The 24172-nt window shown below is 72.0% G+C and carries 20 protein-coding genes; 7 read left to right on the top strand and 13 right to left on the bottom strand.

Features of this window, described 5'->3' with window-relative positions; genetic code table 11:
* Nucleotides 1–144: 144 nt before the first annotated feature.
* Nucleotides 145–660 (top strand): sigma-70 family RNA polymerase sigma factor, encoded by a 516-nt coding sequence (locus ACN269_RS21640; protein WP_421476477.1) that lies wholly within the window; start codon nt 145–147, stop codon nt 658–660.
* The gene (locus ACN269_RS21645) at nt 657–1379 is read left to right on the top strand and encodes an anti-sigma factor family protein (protein WP_421474127.1); all 723 of its coding nucleotides are present in this window, start codon (nt 657–659) and stop codon (nt 1377–1379) included. Before ACN269_RS21640 ends, ACN269_RS21645 begins: the two co-directional genes overlap by 4 nt.
* Before the next feature lie 71 nt (nt 1380–1450).
* Here the strand turns inward: ACN269_RS21645 and rarD are convergent, their stop codons facing one another.
* The 4 genes from rarD to eccE form a co-directional block, all read right to left on the bottom strand.
* The gene (gene rarD / locus ACN269_RS21650; RefSeq protein WP_421474128.1) at nt 1451–2383 is read right to left on the bottom strand and encodes an EamA family transporter RarD; all 933 of its coding nucleotides are present in this window, start codon (nt 2381–2383) and stop codon (nt 1451–1453) included.
* On the bottom strand, nt 2380–2877 hold the full coding sequence (locus ACN269_RS21655; RefSeq protein ID WP_421474129.1) for a GNAT family N-acetyltransferase: 498 nt from the start codon (nt 2875–2877) through the stop codon (nt 2380–2382). The genes rarD and ACN269_RS21655 overlap by 4 nt, the downstream gene beginning before the upstream one ends.
* A gap of 111 nt (nt 2878–2988) precedes the next feature.
* On the bottom strand, nt 2989–3375 hold the full coding sequence (locus ACN269_RS21660) for a phage holin family protein (RefSeq protein ID WP_421474130.1): 387 nt from the start codon (nt 3373–3375) through the stop codon (nt 2989–2991).
* Nucleotides 3376–3461: 86 nt separating this feature from the next.
* Nucleotides 3462–5372: a type VII secretion protein EccE gene (gene eccE / locus ACN269_RS21665; protein WP_421474131.1), complete on the bottom strand. Its 1911-nt coding sequence runs from the start codon at nt 5370–5372 to the stop codon at nt 3462–3464.
* Nucleotides 5373–5662: 290 nt separating this feature from the next.
* Between eccE and ACN269_RS21670 the strand changes: the two genes are divergently transcribed.
* Together ACN269_RS21670 and ACN269_RS21675 are read left to right on the top strand one after the other, a co-directional pair.
* Nucleotides 5663–5983, top strand: a complete 321-nt coding sequence (locus ACN269_RS21670) for a WXG100 family type VII secretion target (protein ID WP_357123575.1) — start codon at nt 5663–5665, stop codon at nt 5981–5983.
* A 20-nt stretch (nt 5984–6003) separates the two neighbouring features.
* On the top strand, nt 6004–6297 hold the full coding sequence (locus tag ACN269_RS21675; RefSeq protein WP_396800471.1) for a WXG100 family type VII secretion target: 294 nt from the start codon (nt 6004–6006) through the stop codon (nt 6295–6297).
* 85 nt (nt 6298–6382) lie between these two features.
* On the opposite strand, the gene mycP is transcribed toward ACN269_RS21675, so the two are convergent.
* Nucleotides 6383–7600, bottom strand: a complete 1218-nt coding sequence (gene mycP, locus ACN269_RS21680; protein WP_421474132.1) for a type VII secretion-associated serine protease mycosin — start codon at nt 7598–7600, stop codon at nt 6383–6385.
* 152 nt (nt 7601–7752) lie between these two features.
* Between mycP and ACN269_RS21685 the strand changes: the two genes are divergently transcribed.
* Complete coding sequence (locus ACN269_RS21685) at nt 7753–10614, top strand: SseB family protein (RefSeq protein WP_421474133.1); 2862 nt, start codon at nt 7753–7755, stop codon at nt 10612–10614.
* On the top strand, nt 10611–10976 hold the full coding sequence (locus tag ACN269_RS21690) for a hypothetical protein (RefSeq protein ID WP_030486287.1): 366 nt from the start codon (nt 10611–10613) through the stop codon (nt 10974–10976). The genes ACN269_RS21685 and ACN269_RS21690 overlap by 4 nt, the downstream gene beginning before the upstream one ends.
* A 3-nt stretch (nt 10977–10979) precedes the next feature.
* Here ACN269_RS21690 and ACN269_RS21695 read toward each other — a convergent pair whose 3' ends face one another.
* The 5 genes from ACN269_RS21695 to acs all read right to left on the bottom strand — a co-directional run bounded on the left by ACN269_RS21695 (nt 10980) and on the right by acs (nt 20349).
* Nucleotides 10980–11912: an alpha/beta fold hydrolase gene (locus ACN269_RS21695; protein ID WP_421474134.1), complete on the bottom strand. Its 933-nt coding sequence runs from the start codon at nt 11910–11912 to the stop codon at nt 10980–10982.
* A gap of 63 nt (nt 11913–11975) precedes the next feature.
* Nucleotides 11976–12374 (bottom strand): hypothetical protein, encoded by a 399-nt coding sequence (locus ACN269_RS21700; protein ID WP_421474135.1) that lies wholly within the window; start codon nt 12372–12374, stop codon nt 11976–11978.
* A gap of 204 nt (nt 12375–12578) precedes the next feature.
* The gene (locus tag ACN269_RS21705; RefSeq protein ID WP_421476479.1) at nt 12579–15014 is read right to left on the bottom strand and encodes an immune inhibitor A domain-containing protein; all 2436 of its coding nucleotides are present in this window, start codon (nt 15012–15014) and stop codon (nt 12579–12581) included.
* A gap of 334 nt (nt 15015–15348) precedes the next feature.
* Complete coding sequence (locus ACN269_RS21710) at nt 15349–18141, bottom strand: immune inhibitor A domain-containing protein (RefSeq protein ID WP_421474136.1); 2793 nt, start codon at nt 18139–18141, stop codon at nt 15349–15351.
* Nucleotides 18142–18384: 243 nt separating this feature from the next.
* Nucleotides 18385–20349: an acetate--CoA ligase gene (acs, locus tag ACN269_RS21715; RefSeq protein WP_421474137.1), complete on the bottom strand. Its 1965-nt coding sequence runs from the start codon at nt 20347–20349 to the stop codon at nt 18385–18387.
* Nucleotides 20350–20578: 229 nt separating this feature from the next.
* Between acs and ACN269_RS21720 the strand changes: the two genes are divergently transcribed.
* Entirely contained in the window at nt 20579–21325 is a 747-nt protein-coding gene (locus ACN269_RS21720) for an oxidoreductase (protein WP_421474138.1), read from the top strand.
* An 8-nt stretch (nt 21326–21333) separates the two neighbouring features.
* Here ACN269_RS21720 and ACN269_RS21725 read toward each other — a convergent pair whose 3' ends face one another.
* Genes ACN269_RS21725 through ACN269_RS21735 form a run of 3 tightly spaced genes read right to left on the bottom strand, consistent with a single transcriptional unit; the run spans nt 21334 to nt 24118 of the window.
* Complete coding sequence (locus tag ACN269_RS21725; RefSeq protein WP_421474139.1) at nt 21334–21966, bottom strand: TetR/AcrR family transcriptional regulator; 633 nt, start codon at nt 21964–21966, stop codon at nt 21334–21336.
* A complete protein-coding gene (locus ACN269_RS21730) occupies nt 21861–23225 on the bottom strand; it encodes an isoprenylcysteine carboxylmethyltransferase family protein (RefSeq protein WP_421474140.1) in 1365 nt (454 codons plus the stop codon). Before ACN269_RS21730 ends, ACN269_RS21725 begins: the two co-directional genes overlap by 106 nt.
* Nucleotides 23222–24118: a hypothetical protein gene (locus tag ACN269_RS21735; protein ID WP_421474141.1), complete on the bottom strand. Its 897-nt coding sequence runs from the start codon at nt 24116–24118 to the stop codon at nt 23222–23224. Before ACN269_RS21735 ends, ACN269_RS21730 begins: the two co-directional genes overlap by 4 nt.
* Nucleotides 24119–24172 lie beyond the last annotated feature (54 nt).

Raw genomic sequence — 24172 nt, forward strand, 5'->3', positions numbered from 1 at the left:
GCGGTCGTCGGCCGCGATGTGAACCAGGCGTGAACACCTGCCCGGCCACCAGTGGTCTGACCTCGGGCTGAACCGTTCGGCGTCACCGCACGTACTCCCGGGCGGACGCACCGCCGGACACGCGCCGGAAGTGAGGAGACCGCCATCAGCGACCATGACGCCCAACTGCTGCGGGCGCTGCACGACGAGCACGCGGAGGCGTTGTACGCACACGCCCTGCGGCTGGTCAACGGCGACCGGCAGCGGGCCGAGGACCTGGTGCAGGAGACGCTGCTGCGGGCCTGGCGGCATCCCGAGTCCCTCGACCCACGACGCGGCTCCGTGCGGGCCTGGCTGTTCACGACCGCCCGCAACCTGGCCATCGACGCCTGGCGTCGACGCTCCACCCGGGTAGGTGAGGTGTTCACCGACGAGATTCCCGAGCCGCCGGCGGTCGTCGACGAGGCCGAACGCGCCGTCGAGGCGTGGACCGTCGCCGAGGCGTTGAACCGGCTCAGCCCGACCCATCGTGAAGTCCTGGTGGAGTGCTTCTACCAGGGGCGGTCGGTGGCGGAGGCGGCGGCGCGGCTGGGGGTGCCGCCGGGCACCGTCAAGTCGCGCACGCACTACGCGTTGCGCTCACTACGGTTGGTGCTGGCCGAGATGGGGGTGACGGGATGACTCGGTGCGAGTTCGCGCACGACGACGGCGCGTACGTGCTGGGTGCCCTGGCCCCCGCCGAGCGGGCGGCCTACGAGCGACACCTCGGTGGCTGCGCCTCCTGCCGGGACGCCGTCGCCGAGATCGCCGTCCTACCGGGCCTGCTCGGCCGCCTCGACCCGGCGGGCCTGGAACAGTTCCTGCCACCGCCGACCGCGCCCCGGGCGCCCGCGCTGATCGAGGAGGCCCGGGCGCGTCGGCGCCGCGAGCGTGCCAGGACCCGTCGTCGGTACGCCCTGACCACGCTGGCCGCCGCCGCGCTGGCGCTGGTGGTCGGCGTGGGAACGGCCGCCGTGCTACCCCGACCGGTCGCCCCGTCGGGTGACCCGGGAGCGCGGGGCACGTCCCGTCCCGCACCGCAGGTGTCGATGGTGGCCATGCGGCCGGTGGCACTCGCCGGTCCGGTGCACGCCGACATCGGGCTGACGGGCAGCAAGTGGGGTACCGAGGTGACCATGCACTGCGGGTACGACGCACGGACGAGCTACGGCAAGGCGTACCCGTTCCGGCTGGTGGCGAAGGGTCCGAGCGGCGCCAGCGAGCAGATCGGCTCCTGGCTCGCCGCGCCGGGCGACGACCTGGTGTTCACCGGCATGACCCGCTTCACCGACGCGGAGCTGGTCAGCGTCGAACTCCAACGAGCCGACGGCACCCCCCTCCTCACCTACGCAGTCCCCTAACCCCGCCCCCTTGCCCGCCCCGCCCCCCACCTCGTCGATCATGGAGTGTGGTGGGTGACAAAGCGCCCGAACTAGTGCTCGGCGGGCGCCACAACTTCATGATCGACCACGATGGGGCGGGCCTGGCGCGACTGGCGGGAGGCGCGGATGGCGTCCGCCGTGAAGACCACCAGTGCTAGCCAGACCAGGGTGAAGCCGGCGACGCGGGCGGGTGGCATCGGCTCGTGGAAGATCAGCACACCGCAGGCGAGCTGGAGGATCGGCGCCAGGTACTGGATCATGCCGAGGCCGGTCAGTGGCAGCCGGTTGGCGGCCCCGGCGAAGAGCAGCAGCGGGATCGCGGTGGCCGCGCCGGCCAGCACCAGCAGCGCGGTGTGCCCGGCCGAGACGTGCCCGAAGGTCAGCCCGCCGTGTCGGGACAGCCAGGCCAGGTAACCCAGCGCGGGCAGCGCCAGCACCGCCGACTCGACGAAGAGCCCCTCGGCGGCGGGCAGCCCGAGCCGCTTCTTGATCAGGCCGTAGCCGGCGAAGCTGAACGCCAGGGTCAGCGCCAGCCAGGGCGGCCGGCCGTAGTCGACGGCGAGCACCGCGACGGCCGACCCGCCGATGCCCAGAGCCACCCACTGCGCGGCCCGCAGCCGCTCCCGCAGCACCGTCACCCCGAGCAGCACCACCACCAGGGGGTTGATGAAGTAGCCGAGCGCGGTCTCCACCACCCGGTCGGAGCTGACCCCGTAGATGTAGGTGCCCCAGTTGACGGCGATGAGCGCCGCCGCGGCGACGATCCCGGCGAGCGCCGCGCGTCGGCGTAGCAGCGCCCGTAGGAAGCCGACGTTGCGCAGCGCGCCGAGCAGCAGGGCCACGAAGAGCACCGACCACACGATCCGGTGGGCCAGGATCTCCAACGGGCCGGTGGGTCGCAGCACCTTGAAGTAGAGCGGGAAGAAGCCCCAGAGCAGGTACGCGCCGATGCCGTAGAGATATCCCAGGCGGAGTGGCGTCACGACTCCAAAGTTAGGGGCGAAACTCCGTTTTGCGCCTTTTGGGTGACAGGGGTCACCGGCGGACGCCGGTCGAGGTTCATCCACCGCTCGGGAACGTCCAACGGGGTGAAGCCCACCCGCGCATAGACCTCGTGCGCGTCGTTGGTGATCAGCAGGATCCGGCGTACGCCCAGCTCGTCCAGGTGGTCGCGGACCGCGCCCACCAGCCATGTGCCCAGGCCGAGCCCTCGTGCGGCCCGGTCGACGTACACGTCGCAGAGCCAGGCGAAGGTAGCGCGGTCGGTGACCACGCGGGCGACCGCGACCTGGCTGTCGTCATCGGTCCGGTAGATGCCGAACGGCAGCGACCCCGCGAACGCCCGCACGACGCTGTCCCGATCTCGTCCCAGTGCCCAGTAAGCGTCGGTGGACAGCCAGTGGTGTACGCGGTCCAGGTCGAGTCGGGCGGGATCCGTGCTGAGCAGGTGGCCGTCGGCCCGCGTCAGGGTGAACACGTCGGCGACGCTAGCCGATCCGAGAGGTCCACCAGCCGGCCAATTCCCGAACTCTGGTCGCCGGACCGCCCCGCCCGTCGGGGCCGGGCGGTCCGGGGACGGTGGTGGTGGTCAGTCGCGGTCGAGGACGGCCCCGAGGATCCACGTCACGATGCTCACGAACAGGGCGCCGAGGACGGCGGCCGGCCAGAACCCGTCCACCGAGAACGGCAGTCCGGCCTGGTCGGCGATCCAACTGGTGAGCAGGAACAGCAGCCCGTTCACCACCAGCGCGATGAGACCGAGCGTGAGCAGGTAGAAGCCGCAGCCGACGGTCTTGATGACCGGCTGGAGCACCGCGTTGACGACGCCGAAGATCGCCGCCACCAGGATCAGCGTGGTGACCGTCCCGACGGCGGAGGTCGACTCCAGGTCGATGCCCGGAATGAGCAGCGTGGCCAGCCAGAAGGCCAGTGCCGTGGTGGCCAGCCGAATCAGCAACCCTTTCAGAAAACCCATGGCGGGGATCGTGCCACGGACCTTCCACGGGCGTAACCCGGCAGTTGACCATCGAGGACGACCGGCCCGCCTCGCGCGGACCGCGCTCAGGCCCGGGCCGTCGGACCGATCAGCTGGGCCTCGATCGGCGTCGGAGAGAGCAGCGCCCACCGCAACGCGCGACGGTTCACCACCGCCACCATGTCGTCCCGGACGCGGGTGAGCCAGTCGGCCGAGGGGCCCAGGCCCAGCGCCGCGCCGGCCAGCGTCGCCTCCGCCGGGTACAGCCGCTGGAACACCGCCAGGTCGGCGCGGCTCAACGCGTCCACGTCGGCCGGTGTCAGCTCGTCGCGCACCACGAGGGTGGCCCGCCACGCCGGACCGGGTTCGGTCTCGGCCGGCACCGGTCCGCTGTCGACGACCAGCAGCAACGGCCGTAGTGCGCCGCCGGCCGAGTCGGCGACCGGCCGGCCCGGTGGAATGAGCGGAATGGTTCCGCCCGGCGCGCCCACCCCCCGTACGAACGGCTCCCAGGCGCGGGGTCGCGCCGTCTGCACCACCACCAGCGCCCCCAGGGCCATCGCCCGCAGCGCGACGAGTTGTGCGGCACGCACCCCGCCCAGCAACAGCACCCGCGTGCCCTCCGGCCGGAACAGCCGCACGGTGACCGCGCCACCGTGCCGGTTGGTGCCGACCATCATCCCGGCCTCGCCCAGGGTCAGCTCCCAGTCGTCCAGCGTGGCCTCGGACCGCCCGGCCGACATGAGTGCCAGCGGCAGCGTGCCGGCCAGACCGTCCAGGTGTGCGCCGTCGAGCCGCCGCAGCTCCCCGCCCGCGCCGTCGACGAGGCGACCCAGTGCGTCGGCGGACACGGTCAGCTCTGCCGTCGACGTGGCGGCCAGGCGTACGGTCAGCTCGGTCACCGCGTCCGCATCCGTGGCCGGCCCCACGCAGAGCGACACGGTCGTCGCGGTCGCCGGCAGCGTCAGCAGCCGGGGTACCAGCCGCCGTGCCCCCGCCCCACCGGCCTGCGGCCAGCGGACCAGCCGGAACGTCGCCTGGACCAGAGTTCCGGTGCGCAGCGACGGCCAGGCCTGGAGCACCGGCTCGCCGTCGTGATGGGCCAGTTCACCCAGTACCCGCAGCGCCGCGGGTACGCCGAGCGGCCGGGCGGTCAGTGGTCCGAGCCGACGGATGATTCGGCGGGTCGTGCCGGCGAGCGCCCGGCGAAGCGCCTCCGGCGTCCAGCCGTCCGCCCGCAGCACCCGGACCGCCAGCACCGCCCGCTCCCGCCCGACGAGGCGACCGTCGGTGAGCTGCCGGTACGAGGTCCCGACCGTGCCACCCGCCGTGGGTACGGGCGCAGGCGTACCCGTGAGCAGCAGTTGGATCCGTACCGGTGGCACCTCCGGCCCCGGCGCCGGCAGCAGCGTGGCCGGCGCGGGGATCGCCCGGGACGCGTCGCCGAGGAGGTCGCCGGGGTCGCCGAGTTCCAGCATCACCACCATGCCGCCGGTGTCCTCCAGCACGGCCGCCGGCCCGCTGGACAGTTCGGTCGAGCCGACCACGGCGCCGGGGGCGACCAGGTCGAGCAGTTCGGCCGGACCGGCCCGCTCGCCCAACCCGCGACGGCGGGTCAGGTGCCCGGCGGCGGTCCCCAGCCACTCGAAGAGCCAGCGGCCCCGGAACCGGACGCAGACGGCCGTCACCAGAAGCGCCGCCATCAGCAGTGCGGCGATCATGATCGGGGTGCCCCGGCCGACGGCGGCGAGGACGACCGCCACGGCGATCTGCCCGGCGACCAGTTGGCCCGCGCGCAACTCCGCACCGAGCCGACCGATGGCGGCCCACCGCGCGGTGGTTCGTCGAGGGCGTACGCCGGTACCGGAGGTGCCCGGCGTGCTGCCGTCGACAGTGGTCGGTCCGACGTCCGGTGCGGTGTCGACCGGAGGGACGGCGAAGAGGTCCGGCCCGGCGTGGCTCGCCGGCTGCGCGCCTGAAGTGGTGATCGGCGGCACCGCGCCTCCTCGACCAGTCTGGACGTGCCCGGCGGCCGACCGCCCCCGGATGCCCGTCACGCGCCGCGACGGGGCTGCAGCACATCGTAGGCGACCGATGGATGGCGTGGTTGTCCACAGGGGAGAGCCGTGGGGTAGCCGAACCGCTACCGGGCCGCTACCGTCAGCCACGAAGTTCATCGCTGACCCGTGTCCGACCGTGCTCGATCGAGCGGGCCACGCGAGCGGTGCGCTCCCACCGCGGGCGCATTGACAGCCAGGCACGACCGAGGAGACGAGGTGACGTCCGGGTGTCCCAGACCCAGGCAGAGGCAGCGGTGATGAAGCAGACCGCTGCGAAGTTCGAGCAGGTGGACCAGTCGTTGCAGTCCATGCTGACCGGCCTGCTGGCCGAGTTGGAGGTGTTGCAGCAGGCCTGGCGCGGCGCCGGTGGGCGGTCGTTCGAGCAGGTCAAGCGACAGTGGGCAGACGATCAGGCGGCGTTGCACCGCGCGCTGCGGGAGACCGCCGGTGCCATTCGCACCGCCGGCCGACAGTACGACGTCTCGGACGACGAGGCGGCCAGCCGGGTGGCCGGCACCAACCGCGGCGGCATCCAGCTGCCGCTCTGACCTGCCGGGAGGGTGTTCCGATGGACAACGGTGTGCTGGTCGTCAACTTTGCCGCGCTGCAACAGGCCGGCGCGGACATTCAACGGGCGCTGAACACGCTCGACTCGCAGCTCGGCCAGCTCGAACGGGATGCTGCGCCGTTGGTGTCGGCCTGGTCCGGTGACGCCCGCCAGGCGTACGAGCAGCGCCAGGCGCGGTGGCGCTCCGCCTCGCAGGACCTACAGGCGATGCTGCGTGCCATCAAGTTGGCGGTGGACGACTCCGCTGCCGACTATCTCGACACCGAGAAGAAGAACACCGGGCTGTTCCAGTGACGTCGGTGGGCCGGGAGCGCTGACCATGACCGCGTCGGCGTCCCGGCCGCCCCCGGGCGCGGGCCACGGCGGTGACCGGGCCGGGTCAGGCCGGCTCGGCCGGTCGCCAACGTCGGCGCGCGCCCCGGGGCAGCACGAGGGCCAGCACCACCACGGCGACGGCCGTCACGCCGATCACCGCGCCGCCCACCAGGGCTCGGTCGCGGGCGGTCGCGCGACGCGCCTGGCGGGCCAGCGCGGCCTGATCGGCCCGGTCGTCGGCGAGCGCGGCGGCGGATCGGGGGCCGCTCGGCCGGCCGCCGGTCTCGGTGACCGCCCGGTAGGGGTTCAGGACGCCGGCCCCGTACCCGCCGCCGTGTCCCGGGCCGGGCGCCGGATCGGCCGTGGCGACGATCCGCTCCACCACCTCGGCGGCGGTCAGCTCGGGTCGGTACGCGCGCAGCAGCGCCGCGGTGGCGGCCACGAACGGCGCGGCATAGCTGGTGCCCTCCACCCGCTGGTGGCCCTGAGCGGGCACGGCGACCAGCACCTCGCTGCCAGGGGCGACCAGATCGACGTACGCGCCGGTCTGCGAGAAGGTGGCCCGCGCGCCGTCCGCCCCGATCGCGCCCACCCCGAGCACCCCGTCGTACGCGGCCGGGAACGGGCGCGGGTCACCGCTGTCGTGCAGGTTGCCCACGGCGGCCACCAGCACCACGTCCCGCTCCACGGCGTACCGGACGGCGGAACGGACCTGCGGGTCGTCGGCGTACAGCACCACGGAGAGGTTCACCACGTCGGCGTCGTGGTCGACGGCCCAGCGGATGGCGCGGGCGAACTCACCCGCGCTGACCGTGCGCCCCGATTCTCGGCCCTGCACCACCTGCTGCTCACTCACGCGTACCGGCAGGATCCGGGCGGCCGGCGCGAGGCCGTGGAAGGCGACGTCCGGACGCGGCGCCGCCGCGATGATGCTCGCCACACCGGTACCGTGCCCGGCACAGTCCTGGCCGCCGTCCCCACCCGCTTCGAGCAGGTCGGCACCGGGCAGCACCCGACCGGCCAGTTGGGGGTGCGCCCGGTCGACGCCGGAGTCGACCACCGCGACCGTCACCCCCGCGCCGGTGGTCAGCGGCGCGAGCCGCGCGGGGTCGTACCGCTGCTGGGGCCACGGTGTGGCCTCGACCGGTCGAACGGGCGTCAGCGGGGTCGCGCAGGCCGGAGCCGATCGGCGCGGGCCGGCGGCGACGGCCGGGCCGGTCGCGCCGGTCAGCAGCGCGACCGCCAGAGCGGCCAGGACCGGGCGCGCGATCGACCGGGACATCGACAGCCTCCGTATCGTGTCGGCTCCGGAACGGGATGTTATCGCTTCGCCGTCACCGGGGCGGACCGCCGCCGGCCAGCCATTGTGATCTTGATGCCACCTTGTAGGTTGTACGCGATACCTGTGGCCTGTTCTCGGGAGGAGAGGTGGCCGTGACCGAATGGAAGCCGGCCACGGAGGCCGAGGTGGCGATGTGGGACGCGCTGCGCGCCAACGACCAGGAGCTCTACTTCCGCCTCCTGTCCCGCACCGAGCTGCTGTTGCCCGTGTCCACTCCGGCGGCGTCCGGTCAGGCCGCCGGCTGGGGCACCTGGACGACCGGGGGTCGGACGCACGTGCTGGCCTTCACCTCCGCCACCGCGCTGCGGGCCTGCCTCGGCGAGCACGCGGGCACCCACCGGCGTGTCCCGTTCGCCGACCTCGCGCTGGGCTGGCCGAACCACGAGTGGTGGCTCGCGGTCAATCCCGGGCTGCCCGTCGAGGGGTACCTGCCGTCCTGGTTCGTGTCGCAGCTCTCCCGTGGTGACGTCCGGCTGCCGGGCCGCGCGATGGGCGCCCGGGCCCGGCTGGAGCGGGCCGAGACCCTCTCCCGGTTCCGGGCGAGTACGACCGGTCGGGAAGCCCCGCCCGCCGCCGGGTTCGTACCGCCCTCACCGCCGGTCCCCGAGGCGACGTCGCCCGGACGACCCGGGGTGAGGAGCGGGCCGCCTCCGGTGTCCCCGCCCTCCGCTCCAGGTAATCCCACCCGCTCGCCCGGCCCGGGTGACCTGCCGCGCCGCTCCGGCGCGGAGGACATGCCGGCCGCCGGGCCACCGCAGCCGACCGAATCGCCCCGCACCGCCCGCCCGGGCGTCGGCGGCGGACCGGGGGTGAGCCGCACCGCCGCGTCGCGGTACGTGCCCCTGGGCGCCGACCGCACCCGCACCGCACCGGTCGACCAGTCGATTCCCGGTGCCGGCCGACCGTCCGCGATCCGGCCGGCCGGCGAGGGCGACGGTCCTGCTCTCGGTGATGCCACCGACCAGGACGGCCGGCGATCCTTCTTCGAACCGACGTCCGGTCGTAAGTCGGGCATGCCTGCGGGCGACGGTCGGACGGGCGACCGCGCCGCGCCGCCGTCGCGGTTCGGGCGCGGCAGTCAGCCCTTCCCGCGCCGCCGCCCCGCCGACGCGCCGGGCGGCGACAGCGCGACGCAGGCCTTCGCGATGCCCGCGCCGGACGCCAGCCGCGGACCGTGGCCGCCTGCGGCCGACCTGGGCACATCCCGGGTGGTACGAGCGCCGTCGACCGACGACGAGGCCACGCAGCCGCTGCCACCGCGGCGGCCCGACCCGTTGGCCGAGGAGCCCACCCGCGCGTTCCGGATGCCCGGTCCGGTCAACGGCGGGCCGCCACCGGCCCGCACCCCGGAGCCGGCGCCCTCGGCGGACGAGACCCAGGCGATCCCGCATGGCCGCCCCGCTGAACGGCGGCGCTTCGAACCGGTGGAGGAGCTGCCGCCGACGGTCGCGGAACCGGTCTCCGGCCCGCCCGCCCCCCGTCGCGGCTTCACACCCATCGTCATCGAGGGCACCATCATCGAGTCCCGGGATCTTCCCGATCCGCCCGAGGTCGGTCCCTTCTTCGATACCGCACGCCGATCGAACTCGACCACCACCGCCCCGCCACCGTTCAGCCCGTCCGTGCCCGGCCCGTCCGCCTGGGCCGCGTCGAACGGTGGAGCGGGCCTGCTCGATCCACCCGAAGCCAGCCCGACCACCGACGCCGGTCTGGTCGGAGTCCACCCGGCCGCCGACGCCGGCCTCGGCGGTCCCGGCTCGGCCACCGAGGCCGGCCTGGGCGGTGCCCCTCCGGGCGGCGACGCAGGCCTGGGCGGTGCCCGTCTGGTCGGCGACGCTGGCGACAGCGCCGACGACGGTACCGGGCGGTCGTCCCGATCCCCGGTGGGTTACGAACCAGAGCCGGTGGACCCCGACCCCGCCGCGGAGGCCAGGATCGCTGACGCCGTCGAGCCTCCGACGGTCGACGAGCCGGCGTCGCCGCAGTTCCAGCCGGCGAACACCGTCGAGGAGGACCTGCTCGGCGCTGCCGGGGCCGGGAGCACGGACACGTTCCTGTCCACTCTGCTGCTGGCCCGCGTGCTGCTGCCGGCGGCGGCGGACTCGAAGCGGGGCAGCCGTCCCGGCGACCCGGGCTTCGTCTGGCGCACCGCTCGCCTGGACGGCGAGACGTATGTGGTGGTCTACACGTCCCCGGAGCGCCTCGCCGACCACATCGAAACCGAGGTCGACACGGTCCGGGTGAAGTTCGCCCAGCTGATCCGGCACTGGCCCGACGAGGACTGGTCGTTCGCCGTCAACCCGGGCACCCCGGTCGGGGCCAAGTTGCCCGGTGATCAGATCGTGGCGTTGGCCAACTGGGCCGCCGAGGTGGGCCTTGGCGACGACCTGGAGGTCGACCCGGTGGAACCGGCGGCCGAGGCGGAACCCGCCGCCCGTCCCCGGTACGCCCCGGCGGCGGTGGACCCGGCCCGCCCGACCGTGATGCAGAAGGCGATCGCGCCCAGCCAGCTCGCGTACTACCTGGAGCGGGGGTACGACCGCGTCTCGGGTTTCGTGCACCGGGCCGGTGAGCTGGCCCACCTGACCACGCCGGCCGAGCTGCACGACGCGTTGGGCCTGAGCTACCCCGGTTCGCCGTTCCGACGGGACGCCGAGGAGATCTACGTGCTGCGGTGGCCGGCGCACCGGCCCAGCCTCTACCGGATTCCGTACGGCGGGCAGAACGAGGCGGCGATGCGTGCCATGGAGGGCTGGGTCATCGAACGCCCGCCGTTCCGGGGCAACGGCTTCGCCCCCGGCGAGAGCAGTGACGTGGTGGCGGAGTTCAAGGTGGACAGCGCCCGTCTCCCGCACGGCGCACAGCTCTGGCGGATCGGTGGCGACGGCACCGAGCGGGTGGTGGCGGTGCTCGACACGGACGCGGTCACCTGGCGGCGGGTTCCGGAGGAGTGATGCGCGACGGTTACGTGGCCCGCTGGCAGGGCCGGGAGTACCAGGCCAGCCCGGACGGCGACGACATCCGGCTCTACCAGCCCGAGCCGGGCGAGGGCTTCGAGGAGGTCCGCGCGGGCCGCTACGTGCGGGTGCTGCCGGCGAGTGAGATCGAGGATCTGGCGTACGTGCGGACCACCTGCACCTGGCAGGGCCAGCCGTTCATCGTGCTCGGCGAGCACGACGCGTGGCTGCGCGTCGAGTACACGGGTGGTCGTTGGCCGGTGGCCGAGGCGATGCGGTTGGAGGTCTTCGACTTCGGCGTCTACCAGGGCTGGGCGCCGGCCGCCGAGGTAACCGACCTGCGTGAGCAGCGGGTCTGACGGTTATGACTTGGCCCACCGCAGGATCTCGCCGAGCACCAGCTCGGGGGCTTCCAGGTGCGGGAAGTGGCCCACCCCGTCCAGCAGACGCCACTCGTACGGGGCGACGACGTACCGGCCCGACCCGAGGGCGGTCCGTGGCAGGGCGGCGATGTCGGCCGCCCCGTGCAGTTGCAGGGTCGGGGTGACCAGCGGCTTCTGCATGAGGCGTACGAATCGGTAGCCGTGCAGCCGCAGCACCGAACGGAAGGCCCAGCGGTAGCCTTCCAGCGCGCAGAAGGCGGCCTGGGGGATGCGCATCGCCTCCCGACACCGTTCGGCGTACGCCTCGAAGTCCGCGCTGGCGGCCCAGCGTGGGCCGGCCCAGCGGCGCAGGATCTCCCCGACGCCCGCCGCGCCGTCCTTGGTGAGCACGTGCTCGTAGCGGGGGAGCTGGAACTTCAACGCCGGAGTGGAGGCGGCGAACTGCCCGCGCGGGTCGGCGAAGATGGCGGCGCGCAGCCGTAGCGGGTGGGGTGCGCCCAGGACCACCAACCGGCGGACCAGGGATGGGTGGAACGACGCCACCGTCCAGGCGACCATGCCGCCGACGCCGCTGCCGACGAGCGTCGCCGAGCGTTCACCGAGGGCCCGGATGAGGCCGGCGATGTCGGCGGCGAGGGTGTAACCGTCGTACCCCCGGGGTGGTTTGTCGCTCGCGCCGTAGCCGCGCAGGTCCACGGCGACCGCGCGGAAGCCGGCGTCGGCGACCGCGGGGAGCACCTGGTGCCAGGCCCACCAGTGCTCGGGGAAGCCGTGCAGGAAGAGCACCATCGGGCCGGTGCCGGCCTCGACCACGTGGAAGCGGCTGCCGTTGGCGCCGACGAAACGGTGCGTCCACGGTCCCTCGGTGAGGACGCAGGACTCGTCGACTGTCTCGCCGCGCTGGTCGGTCATGGTTGACAGCCTAGGACCCCGTCGGGAGGTGGCCATTTCGCCGGCCCGTGTCTGGCCCGGAGGTCAGACGACCGGGTCGATGTCGACGATGCTGGCCGGGATGCCCGGGCCGCACTCGGCGGCCGGGTCGGCGGGGCCGATGGTCACCCGGACGGTCGTGCCGACGGCGAAGGTGCCCTTGCCGGTGCCGTGGAGCGCGTACTGCCGTCCGTCGTCGGTGACGAGGCCGTAGCAGGGGCCGTCGCCGCCCCGGTTGATCCGTCCCGCCAAGGCGTTGGCCCGGCGGGCGTCGGTGGGCTTGCGCGGTGGTCCGCTCGGCGGGCGCAGGGTGGGCAGCGGGGCTCGCGAGCGCGACGGGCGGCCGGCGGGGGCCGACGGCGTGGGCCCGCCTTCGGTCGGTGCGGCGGAGGCCGGTGGTGCGCTGGTCGCCGGGGTGCCGGACGGGGTCTGTTCGGCGGACACCGGGTCTCCTTCGTTCCGCGTCCCGGCGCAGCCGGCCAGCGCCAACAGGACGGTCAGACCGACGCCGGTCAGGGTGGTACGGGTTCGCGGTTGCACGGGTGATCGGACGCGCGCTACCCGGTCGAGGTTCCCGGAAACGGGCGATGCCCGGGCAGGTGACCTGCCCGGGCATCGCCGTGGTGCGGGTGGTGCCTGATCGAAGGATCAGCTGAAGCGGACGGTGGTGTTGATGCCGTCCTGCGACATGACCTTGATCTTGGTGCCGGTGGCCGGGAGCTTGACGCCGTGGTTCGGCAGCTCCGGGAACCAGTACTGCTTGGTGTCGTCGAACAGCGGCTGCGCCGCCTGGCCACGGACGTACTGGGCCTGGCTGTTGATGTGCAGCGTGAACGAGTCCGCCTTCTTCAGGCTGAACGGCGCGTCGTAGACCTGGACGCGGGCCCGCCAGGGGGCGCCGGTCAGGTTGTAGGACGGCTCCGGGTGGGCGTCGATGATCATGTTTCGACCCTCACCCGGGTGCGCGAACGTGTCGTTGTCCGCCCACCGCGTGTTCCAGTAGGAGATCAGCAGACCCTCCTGGTACGCGTAGTGGTCGACCCAGTCCGGGCGCGTGTTCTGGTAGCCGAAGTAGTACGGGCCGGTCTTGAGGTACTTGTCGTACGAGGTGTACGACCGGGTGCCGGCGATGTAGAAGTTGTCGAACGCCTTGGTGTACGTGGCCGAGGCGATCTCGAACTTCCCGGCGAACGTCCAGCCGTTGGCGCCGTTCTCGCCGCCGTCGGTGAACACGGTCTGACCGTCGGCGGTCACGGTGATCGCGTCACCGTAGAAGCCGCCCCGGGAGACGCCGCCGTCGGTCTGGTAGCGCAGCCGGAACTGCACGACCTTGCCCGCCGCCGAGTTCATCGGGATGTTGACGTCGACCCACTTGCCGCCGCTGGAGCCGTCCAGGGCGAAGCGCCCGGCGGAGATCTCCTTCAGCGGGTTGCCGTTGACGGTGCCGGGCAGGGTCGCCCAGGTCTTGCCGCCGTCGGCCGACACCTCGAAGAACAGGTAGTCGAAGTTGGATTCGATGTTGTAGCGGCCCTTCATGGTCAGGGCGGCCGACGACTTCCCGGTGAGGTCCAGGGTCCGGGTCATCGTGCTGTTGATGTTGTCTTCGTTGCCGGTGAAGAACTGCTTGCTGCCCTCGAACGGCGCGCCGTTCGAGAAGGTGTAATCCCGCTTCGGGAGTACGACGACCGCGGCCTGCGCCTCGGGCGAGTTGTACTCCTGCGGGCCGAGGACCAGCGTCTTCTTCTGCCCCGCGACGACCGTCTCGTAGTCGAGCCAGCCGAGCTGGAGCTTGTTCCACGCGCCGAGGTCGCCGCCGCGCTCGCCGATGCCGCCGTCGTTCTTGCCACCGAGTCGGCTCTGGGCCATCAGGGTCCAGTGCTCGTTGTTGTTGTCGCCACCGTTGACGACGTTGTAGTCGTCCGGCAGACCGAGGTCGTGGCCGTACTCGTGGTAGAAGACGCTCCGGCCACCGTTCTCCGGCTGGATGGTGTAGTCACCGATCCAGACGCCGGTGTCACCGATCTCGGTGCCGCCGCCGGCGAAGGTGTCCGGGCCGGTGCTGCCCTGGTCCGAGGCGAAGGCGTACCAGCGGTGGCTCCAGATGGCGTCCTCACCCTGGATCGGGTCACCGTCGGCCTGGTCGCCGCCGGAGTGGACGATCTGGAAGTGGTCGATGTAGCCGTCCGGCTCGTTGAAGTTGCCGTCGTTGTCGTAGTCGTACCGGTCGTACTGGTCCATCGACTTGACGTCCGCGGCGATCTGGGCGTCGGTGCGGCCGGCGGCCTTCTGGTCGGCGACCCACTGGTTGGCCGCGTCGCGGACCAGGTCCCAGGTGTTGTCGCAGACGTTGCTGTCGCAGACCGCCGGGTCGTTGGCCGGGTTGGCGGCGTCGTCGTCGGCGATCGGGTCGTCAGAGCGGCCGTACCGGGCCTCGTTGTACTTGACCTTGACCCAGTCGGTGACCTCGCCCTCGACGCTGTAGCGACCCGAGGACTGGGCCTCGTAGTACTGCTTCAGCGACTCGTCGCCGGGGTTGGTGCCGAAGTAGAGCTGCCGGTAGTGGTCGGCGGTGTAGTCCGGCTGCCAGACGGTGGAGTTGTCCACCGACCGGTTGGGCGCCGGGATCTCGTTGTGCAGCGGTCCGTCGAACTTGGTCGGCCCCGCCGTGTTGGGGTCGATGTTCTTGTCCGGGTAGTCCGGGTGCCGCTCGTTGCCGAACTCGGCAAGGATCACGAAGATCTTGTCGGTCCGCTCGCGGGAGAGCTCGACGTACTGGTCTTCCGTCTGGGCCGTGCCCGCCCCGGTGGTGCGGGCGGCGGCCCCGTCGGCCTGGGTCTTGCCGACCTTGACGACCGTGCTGCCGTTGACCTTCTCCGCCTTGGCCTTGCCGGACAGGACCTTGCTCAGGCCCTCCTGGCGCAGCGCTCGCCGCTTGTCCTCCAGCGGGTTCGGCAGGTCGTGGTCGGCATGGGCGGGCTCGGCGACCGACGGAGCGGCCGTCGGCAACTTCGGCTGCGGCGCGGCACTGGCGGACGGTCCGAACGCCAGCCCCGTCGCCGTCAGTGAGAGCCCGAGCAGACCCACTGCGACTTTGCGCACGTGGTACCTCCGGTGTGAGGGAACCGACCCAACGGGGGTACGGGCCGGTGAAAGATCGATCCCACTAGTGGGACCAATGGTGAACATAGACACTGCTGGGACGGGTGGGAAGATGCGCGCGTCGATTTGTTGCAAGATTTTGTTGGGAATGCTTTTCACCGTCACACCCCCGCGCTTCATCTGCGCTCGAACCGGGGCGGACTGGTCGTCAACGTCGGCAGCGATGCATTTCGATCAATAAGATCGGCCGAAAACGGCAGTGGGGCCGGTCGCGTTCCCGCCACCGGCCCCACCATCAGTTGCCGAACCCGCTAAACCGTCACTTCTTCGCCGGGGTGACGTAGATCGTGGCGGACGAGTTGTCCTTCGCGGCCTTACGGATCGTCAACGAGACGCCGTTCGCCACGCCCGCGTCGGCCGGGTTACCCGTGCCGAGCACGATCGCGCCGCCGCCCAGCGTCACGCCGTAGTAGTCCGGCGCCGGGCTGCCGTCCGGGTTGGTCACCCGGGTCGTGTACGGCGCGTTGCCACGCGACGGGATCACCACGGAGGCGTCGTTGTCCCGGGCGTACGCCGCACCGTCGCGGATCTCGATGCCCGGGTACCAGCCCTTGGCGTCGGTGAAGCCCTTCACCGGCTTCTGCGCCTTGAACTTCGTGCAGTACGCGCTGTACGGCTCGCCCGCCGCCTCCAGGCACTCCGTGAAGGGGTACGTCTTCTGGAGCGTGAAGGCCGCGTTCGACGACTGCGGACGGCTGGGCAGGTTGTCCGTCACCGACGGGTCCTTCTCGGCCGCCACGCCGGTACGCCGGTACGGCTCGTTGTGCGAGTCGACGATGAGCAGCCCGCCCTTGGCGCCGTAGCTCGGCAGCGAGGTCATCTGACCGGTGACGTGGTTGACGTCGCCCAGCGCGCTGTCCCGGTACCACACCAGCATGCCCGGCGCGTTGTAGGAGATCCGGTCGACCTTCCACGCGTCGCGCGAGTAGATGGTGTCGTAGGCGTACTTCAGGCCGTTGTCGAAGCCGTCGAAGTTGCGCCACTCGGCCAGGTAGTACTGCGCGTGCACCTCGGTGCCGCCGGAGACCTTCCAGCCCGCGCCGGTGGTGTCGACGAAGGTGCCGCCGCTGGTCACCCAGCCGTTGGCGCCGCCCTCGACGTCGTCACTCCAGGTGGTAGCGCCGCCGCCGGTGACCGAGAAGTCGTCGACGAACCAGTTGCGCTCCTCGAACGCCTCATCGGTGGCCAGCCGCAGTCGCAGCTGGACGGTCTGGCCCGCGTACGCCGACAGGTCGACGTAGTCGTGACGCCAGCCGTCGGTGCTGCCGGTGAGGCCGTACTTCTTGCCACCGAAGTCGTGCATCCGGCCGTTCGGGTCGCCGTAGTTGTCCGGCGTCGTGACGACCGTGCCGTCCTCGGCGTACACCTTCTGCTCGGACCAGGTCGTCCCACCGTCGGTCGACAGCTCGAGGAAGCCGAAGTCCCAGTCTTCCTCGATGATGTAGTTGTTCCACATCCAGAACTTGGCGTCCGCGGCGTTGGGCACGTCGACCGAGCGGCTCAGCTTGACATCGGCCCAGCTCTGGTCGTTGTTGCTGTGCCACATCTTGGTGCCGCTGTGCGGGGTGGCCAGGACGGTCACCTTGTCCGGCAGGTCGACCTTGATGCCGTCCTCGGCGTCGATCGGCGTACGGGAGGTCTGCCCGAGCTTGACCTCACGCGGGTTGGAACCGGGACGGATGGTCAGCGGGTCGGCCCAACCGAGCACCCACTTGTCCCAGATGCCCATGTGCGTCGGCAGCGCCTGGAAGATCTCACCCGAGTGCGAACCGGAGGCCATCAGGTCCCAGAAGTCCACGTCGGAGTCGGCGTTGCCGGAGGTGTCGTAGAGGTCCGGCAGACCGAGGTCGTGACCGAACTCGTGGGCGAAGACGCCGACGCCGGCGTCCTCCGGCTGCACGATGTAGTTCGACACCTTGAGGCTGGTGCCCGGGATGGTGTAGCCGCCCGGAACCGAGGAGGAGTGCGCCCAGACGGCGTACACGCCCTGGTCGCCGCCGCCGCTCGACTTGCCCTTGCCGGCGTGCACCAGCACGAGGTGGTCGATCACGCCGTCCGGCTCGAAGAGGTTGCCGTCACCGTCGCGGTCGGCCTGGTCTTCCTTGTCGTAGTCGGCCCACGGGAAGTTCGGGTCCTTTGCGGCGAGCGCCGCGATGGCGTCGGTCGCCAGTCGGCCCGCGCCGGCCGGGTTGTCCGGGTGGCCGTTCATCGACTGCTCGCGGCCGGGTACCCAGTTGCCGTTCTCGTCCTGGGTGCAGCGGTTGGCCGCGTACCAGCCCTCCGAGTGCGGCACGGTGATCCACGGGCTGGCCTGCCCGTCGACCGTGTACGCGTTCTTGGACATCTCCAGGTACATGTTGTGCATCGTGCGACCGGAGATGTCGATGCCCTTCTTGCCGTCCGGGCCCTTGAGGTCCGTGCGGACCCGCTCGGTGATGCCCTTCTTGCTGTACAGCATCTTGTTGTAGTGCGACGGCGAGAAGTCCGGCACCCAGAACGTGTTGTTGTCCTCGTGCGCGAGCCGCGCCGGGTCCGGGAGCTTGTTGTGCTTCGGTCCGTTCTGCACGGTGCCGGGAACGCAGGTCCGGTCCTCGAACACGGTCTTCGGGACCATCACGTCGGTGAAGTCGTCGTTGGCCTTGTCGTTGAACTCGACAAGCAGCGTCAGCAGCTTCGCCGTCTGTGTGGTGGGCGCCTGCTTGATCTGGCGCGGGCTCTTGCCCGTCTTGATCGACTTGGCTTCGATCTGCGCGAGCTGGCGGGCGGTCACCGGGTTGCCGCGCGCGTGCTTCTTGTCGAACGCGCGGGCGTCGTCGGCCGCGGGGGTGTAGACGCCGTTCTTGCCCTTGACCTCACGGCCGGACGTGTCCGGCTGCACCTCGGGCTCGGCGTAGTTGATGTAGTACTCGTCAGCCCCAATCACCGCCCGGGGGGTGGTGGACGGCTGTGCCGCCGCACTGCCACTCACGGTCAGTGACGTGGCCGCGAGGGCGATGACGGGCAGCGCGACGAGTAGTCGTCGGCGCGACCCCGGATGGGAGTTTCTGTTCATGCCGCTCCGTTTCTCGGGCATGGGCGAGGGAAGCCGGCAGACACCGGGCACGCAGCGTCGCGTCGAGGGCCAGCCGACCTTCGTGAAACTAAATGAGAATCCAGCCGAACGGCGGGAACGTGATGCAGGCGTTATCCGTCGAGCCCTCGGCGGGCGGTACGCGGGAGGGTCGACGTCCACAAAAGACGACGGTGGGTGACGGTCCGTGCGGACCATCACCCACCGTTCGGGGTACGCCTGCCGTCAGTCCTCGTCGGACTTCGCTCCGCTCATCCCGGAGGAGATCAGCTCCATCACCGAAGAGTCCTGCAGGGTGGTGACGTCGCCGAGGGAGCGGTTCTCGGCCACGTCCCGCAGCAGCCGCCGCATGATCTTGCCGGAGCGGGTCTTCGGCAGCTCCGGCACCAGCATGATCTGTCGCGGCTTGGCGATCGGCCCGAGCGTCTTCGCCACGTGGTTGCGCAGGTCGGCGATGAGCTGCTCACCCGCCTCACCGCTGATGTCCGTGCTGCCGCGCGGGATGGCGAACGCCACGATCGCCTGGCCGGTGGTCGGGTCGGTCGCGCCCACCACCGCCGCCTCGGCCACCGACGGGTGCGACACCAGCGCCGACTCGACCTCGGTCGTCGAGATGTTGTGCCCGGACACCAGCATCACGTCGTCCACCCGACCGAGCAGCCAGATGTGCCCGTCGTCGTCCTTCTTCGCCCCGTCGCCGGCGAAGTACATCCCCTCGAACCGCGACCAGTACGTCTCGATGAACCGGTTGTCGTCACCCCAGATGGTGCGCAGCATCGACGGCCACGGCTCGCGCAGCACCAGGTAGCCGCCACCGCCGTTCGGCACCGACTGGCCCTGGTCGTCCACCACGTCGGCGACGACGCCCGGCAGCGGGGCCATCGCCGAACCCGGCTTCGTCGCCGTCACCCCCGGCAGCGGGGAGATCATGATCGCGCCCGTCTCGGTCTGCCACCAGGTGTCCACGATGGGCAGCTCACCCCGGCCGACGTGCTGCCTGTACCACATCCACGCCTCGGGGTTGATCGGCTCGCCGACGCTGCCGAGCAGGCGCAGCGACGACAGGTCGAAGCCGGCCGGAATGTCCTCGCCCCACTTCATCATCGTGCGGATCAGCGTGGGCGCCGTGTAGAGGATGCTCACCTGGTACTTGTCGACGATCTCCCAGAACCGGCCCTTGTGCGGGGTGTCCGGGGTGCCCTCGTACATGACCTGGGTGGCGCCGTTGGAGAGCGGCCCGTACACGATGTAGGAGTGGCCGGTGACCCAGCCGATGTCGGCGGTGCACCAGTAGACGTCCGTCTCCGGCTTCAGGTCGAAGACCGCGTGCGTCGTGTACGACGCCTGCGTGAGGTATCCGCCGGTGGTGTGCAGGATGCCCTTCGGGCGGGCCGTGGTGCCGCTGGTGTAGAGGATGAACAGCGGGTGCTCGGCGTCGAACGGCTGCGCGGTGTGCTCGGCCGACGCCGTCTCGACCGTCTCGTGCCACCAGTGGTCCTTCTCCGACCACGCCACGTCCTCGCCGGTACGGCGGACCACCAGCACGTGCTCCACGGACGGGCAGTTCGCCACCGCCTCGTCCACGGTCGGCTTCAACGCCGACGGCTTGCCCCGCCGGTAACCGCCGTCTGCGGTGATCACCACCTTGGCGCTGGCGTCCTGGATGCGGTTGCTCAACGAGTCGGCCGAGAACCCGCCGAACACCACGCTGTGCGCCGCGCCGATCCGGGCGCAGGCCAGCATGGCCACCGCCGCCTCCGGAATCATCGGCAGGTAGATCGCCACCCGGTCGCCGGCGGTCACGCCCAGGTCGGTGAGCGCGTTCGCCGCGCGGCAGGTCAGCTCGTGCAGGTCGGCGTAGGTGAGGGTCCGCGTGTCGCCCGGCTCGCCCTCCCAGTGGATGGCCACCTTGTCGCCGCGGCCCGCCTCGACGTGCCGGTCCAGACAGTTGTACGCCACGTTGAGCTGACCACCGACGAACCACTTGGCGAACGGCGGGTTCGACCAGTCGAGCACCTCGTCCCACTTCTTCGACCAGGCCAGCCGGTCGGCCTGCTTGGCCCAGAAGGCGAGCCGGTCGGTCTGCGCCTCGGCGTACGCGTCGACGGTGACGTTGGCGTGCGCGGCGAGTTCGGCCGGCGGGGGGAACTGGCGCGTCTCGTTCAGCAGATTGGCCAATGCCTCGCTCATGCCGTGACTCCTCGTCCTCGGGGTGACCTGCGTCTCGATGGGCACGAGGGTAGTCGCGGGCCACCGTGGCGGCGACCGCTGCCCACCTCATCGCGCCGAGTGGCCCCCGCCACGCGCCCGACGGCCCGTCCCGGGTCGATCGACCCGACGGTGACCGGGCCGGGTGGTCCGGGTCGCGTTGCGGGCGGGTGTGGGCCGATCGGCCCGGTGGGGTCGCTAGCGTGGCGGGGTGACCACCGACCCGCTCGCGCCGCTGCTCGCGCTCGCCGACATCGCGCCCGCCGTCGACCGAGCCCGCGAACGCTTCGACCGGGCGCTCGGGCACCGCGCGCTGCGCCGCCACGGCGGCCAGGTCGCCGCCGAGGTCAGCCTCCGTTCGGCGGTGGCCAGCGCCGCGCTCGAAGGGGCCGTCCACGAGCGCGAGGAGGTACGCGCCGGCACCGTCACCGAGCCGGTGCTCCAGGGGGCGCTACGGGTCGCCGGGGCCCTGCCCGGTCTGAGTGAACTCTGGCCGAAGGCACCCCGACAGGCCCTCGCCCGGCTGCACGTCCTCGCCGCCCGGGACATCGTGCCGGAGGCCGAGCTGGGTCGTCCGGTCGCCGACCCGGTGGTCGCCGCGCGCCTCGACGCGCTGGCCGGTCTGGTGGCCGGCGGGACGAAGGTGTCCCCGCTGGTGCTCGCCGCCGTCGTACACGGAGAACTGCTCAACCTGCGTCCGTTCGCCGGGCCGTCCGGCGTGGTGGCGCGCGGCGCCGCCCGGCTGGTGCTGCTCGCCAGCGGCCTCGACCCGCGCGGCCTGCTCGCCGTGGACGTCGGTCACGCCGAACGCGAGCCCGAGTACGTCGGCGCGGCCGGCGCGTTCGCCACCGGCACCCCGGACGGGCTGCGCTCCTGGCTGCGCCACTATATGGCGGCCGTCGAGGTCGGCGCCGACCAGCTCACCACCATCGGGGACGACATCCTCGCCGCCGCGTGAGCGGTGGTTCAGTCCCGCCGCGTGGCCCGGTTGACCTTGGCCTGTAGCGCGCGGCGGGCGATCGGCCCGAGATCGTCGACGATCTCCATGAGGAGCGCGAGCTGGTCGAGCGCGGCCATCGCCCGGTCCGCGCCCGCCGGGTCCACCCCGTCGTAGAGCTCCAGCCCGATGAAGGCGGCCGAGACCGCACGGGCCAGGCCGGGCACGTCGGCCACCTCGGCGAACGGTGACCCGGCGAGCAGCCTCCGCAGGACCTGCTCGATCTCGTCCACCCACAGTTGGAGCGCTCCGGCGGTGGGGGCGGCGATGCGCTGGTCCGCCTGTGCGCCCGCCAACATCTGGGCCAGGAAGGTGACGTTGCCGAGTTGCCGTTCCTCCTCGTGCAGGGCCCGCCCGACCGCGAGCAGTTCGCGCAGCGAACCGGTCGAGGCCAGCCGTGCCGACCAGTGCGCGACCCGCTCCGCGGTGCTGGCCCGGCAGGCCGCCGCGAGCAGGTCGTCGACCGTGCCGAAGTGGTAGAAGACCAGCGCCTGGTTCACGCCCGCGGCGGCGGCGATGGTACGGGCCGAGACACCCGCGATGCCGTGCTCCCGGATGGCGGCGATGGCACCGTCGAGGAGACGCTGCTTGGTGTCGGACATGGCTCTCCTGCCGGGCGGGACGGGTGCGGCGGTGCGATCATCGCATCGGTGACCAGTTGAGCCAGCCAGGTGAGCCCGGGCAGCCGTAACGTCCAGCCGACCAGCGCCCAGCCGAGGTGGATGTGTTCGAGCGAGCGGGCGACGGCGGCCACCCCCCGTTCCGTGTGGCCGTCGCCGCCCACGTACTCCGCTCGCCACAGCACGCGCTCGTGCTCCCGGGCCGCCCGGATCCGCAGGCCGACCGGGTGCCGACGGGCCACCATCCGCCAGGTGGCGGCGCAGGGTCCGCAGTCGTCGTCCAGCCAGAGCACGGCCGGCGGTTCTGCGGGGTACGGCCGCCAGCGGGGCCACCAGTCGCGTACCTGCCGCCGGTAGGAGCGCCAGGAGTCGCCGTACCGCGTGCGCAGGTCGTGTTGCTCGTGTGGCCCGGCCACCGCCGCGCCGAACACCGCCGCCGACACCGCGCCGAGCGCCAGGGCGACGCTTGCGGTGACTCCCGCGGTGAACAGCAGCAGTAGTACGGCGACGAGCTGCATCGGGTTCGCCAGGTACGCGTACGGGCCGGTGGTGACCAGCCGACGCGGCGGATCCCACGGATAGGGCGTGCCCGCACCCCGCACGGCGAACTCCCTGACGGCGGCCAGCGCCGGCACGGCCAGTAGCAGCGCCACCTGTGCGACGACCAGGATTCCGGTGCGGTCCAGCGCGACGAGGTCGCCCCAGGACCCGTCGCCGACCTCGAACGCCAGGGTGGGGGCGAACCAGAGCAGCAGGGCCGCGAAGACTCCCATCTGGAGGAGGGTCCGTGCGCCCAGGTGCCGGCGGTCGGCGCAGAGGCGACCGAGCAGTTGAGCGGGCAGCGCCACCGCGAGCAGGCCGACGACCTCCCCGACGAGCCAGTGCGGACCGAGGTCGACCAGCGGGTGCAGCGCCGGCATCGTCACCGCGTCCACCCAGAGGAGCAGACCCAGCGCGACCGGCAGCGGCAGCGCCCGACGGAGCAGCACCGGCAACGGGCCCCAGAGGGCCGCCCAGCCGATCCAGAGGTCCACCGGCATTCCCCGGTACGCGCCGTCGACCGCCGCGAAGGCGTACCAGCCGGTCCGGCGGGAGACCTCGTGCAGCGCGGCGATGCCGATCGCGGCGGCCAGGAACGCCAGCAGCCCGGCGGCCCGGACGGACCGGTCCCGCTCCCGGGCGCCGACGGCCAGCACGGCGGCCAGCGGCACGGCGAGGCTCAGCCAGCGAGCGACGGTCATTCGAGCGTCAGCATGTCGAGCAGGTGCCCCACCCCGGCGCCGAGCAGCACCTGCTGGATCGGACCGAAGTACCAGGACGGGTCCAGGCCCCGCGTGTAGTCGACCTGGACCCGGATCTCGGTGTGCCCGGGGTCGACCGCCCGCCAGCTCAACTCCGCGTGCCGCCAGGTGAACCAGCGCGCGGTGATGGAGCTGTCCTCGACGAAGTCGAAGCCCACCTGCCCCGGTGCGGCGCTCGCCACCTCGGCGAGCAGGTGACCGCCCGGTCCGTGCGCGCTGCCGTGGTAGCCGAACATCCACCGGTCGCCCACGTCGAGCCCGTCGCCGGTGACCTGGCCGGGCGTCGGTACGCCCAGGAGCCGCAGCGGTACCGACCGGACGTCGGTCGGTCGAGGGCCGGCGGCGAGACGTTGGGCCACCTGGTCGACCGGAAGCCCGACGACCCGGGTCACCTCGACCGTCTGCTCCGGAGCCATCCGGGGAGCGATACCGCTGCCCTCCAGGCCGGGCAGGAGCAGCAGGGGTACGGCCACGACGACGTACGGGCGGTTCGCCTCCCGCAGGGCGCGGATCAGCGCGGTGGTGCCGTGCGCCACCCCGTAGACCAGCGGGGCGGCCAGGACGACACAGATCGCGCCCTCGTGCAGGGCCACCGCTGCCACCAGGAGGGCCACCGTGGTGATCGCGAAGACCCTGCCGTGAGCCGTCCGCTGGGGTGCGAGCGCGAGGGCGGCGGCCAGGAGCACCGGGAGCACCACGAAGAGCACCGCGCTGTCGATCCGGCCCTGCCGCACCACCACGACGAAGACGACCACTCCGAAGAGAGTGATCAACCCGGCCAGGATCCAGTGCGCGCTCGTTCTCTGCGGTGTCGGTTCAGTGTCGTCGTTCATGCCCGTCTCCCCGTCTTGAGCGGTCGCTCAAACGGAGCGTACGTGTTTTTGAGC

It is taken from the genome of Micromonospora sp. WMMD736 (genome assembly GCF_049179015.1).
GTDB lineage: Bacteria > Actinomycetota > Actinomycetes > Mycobacteriales > Micromonosporaceae > Micromonospora.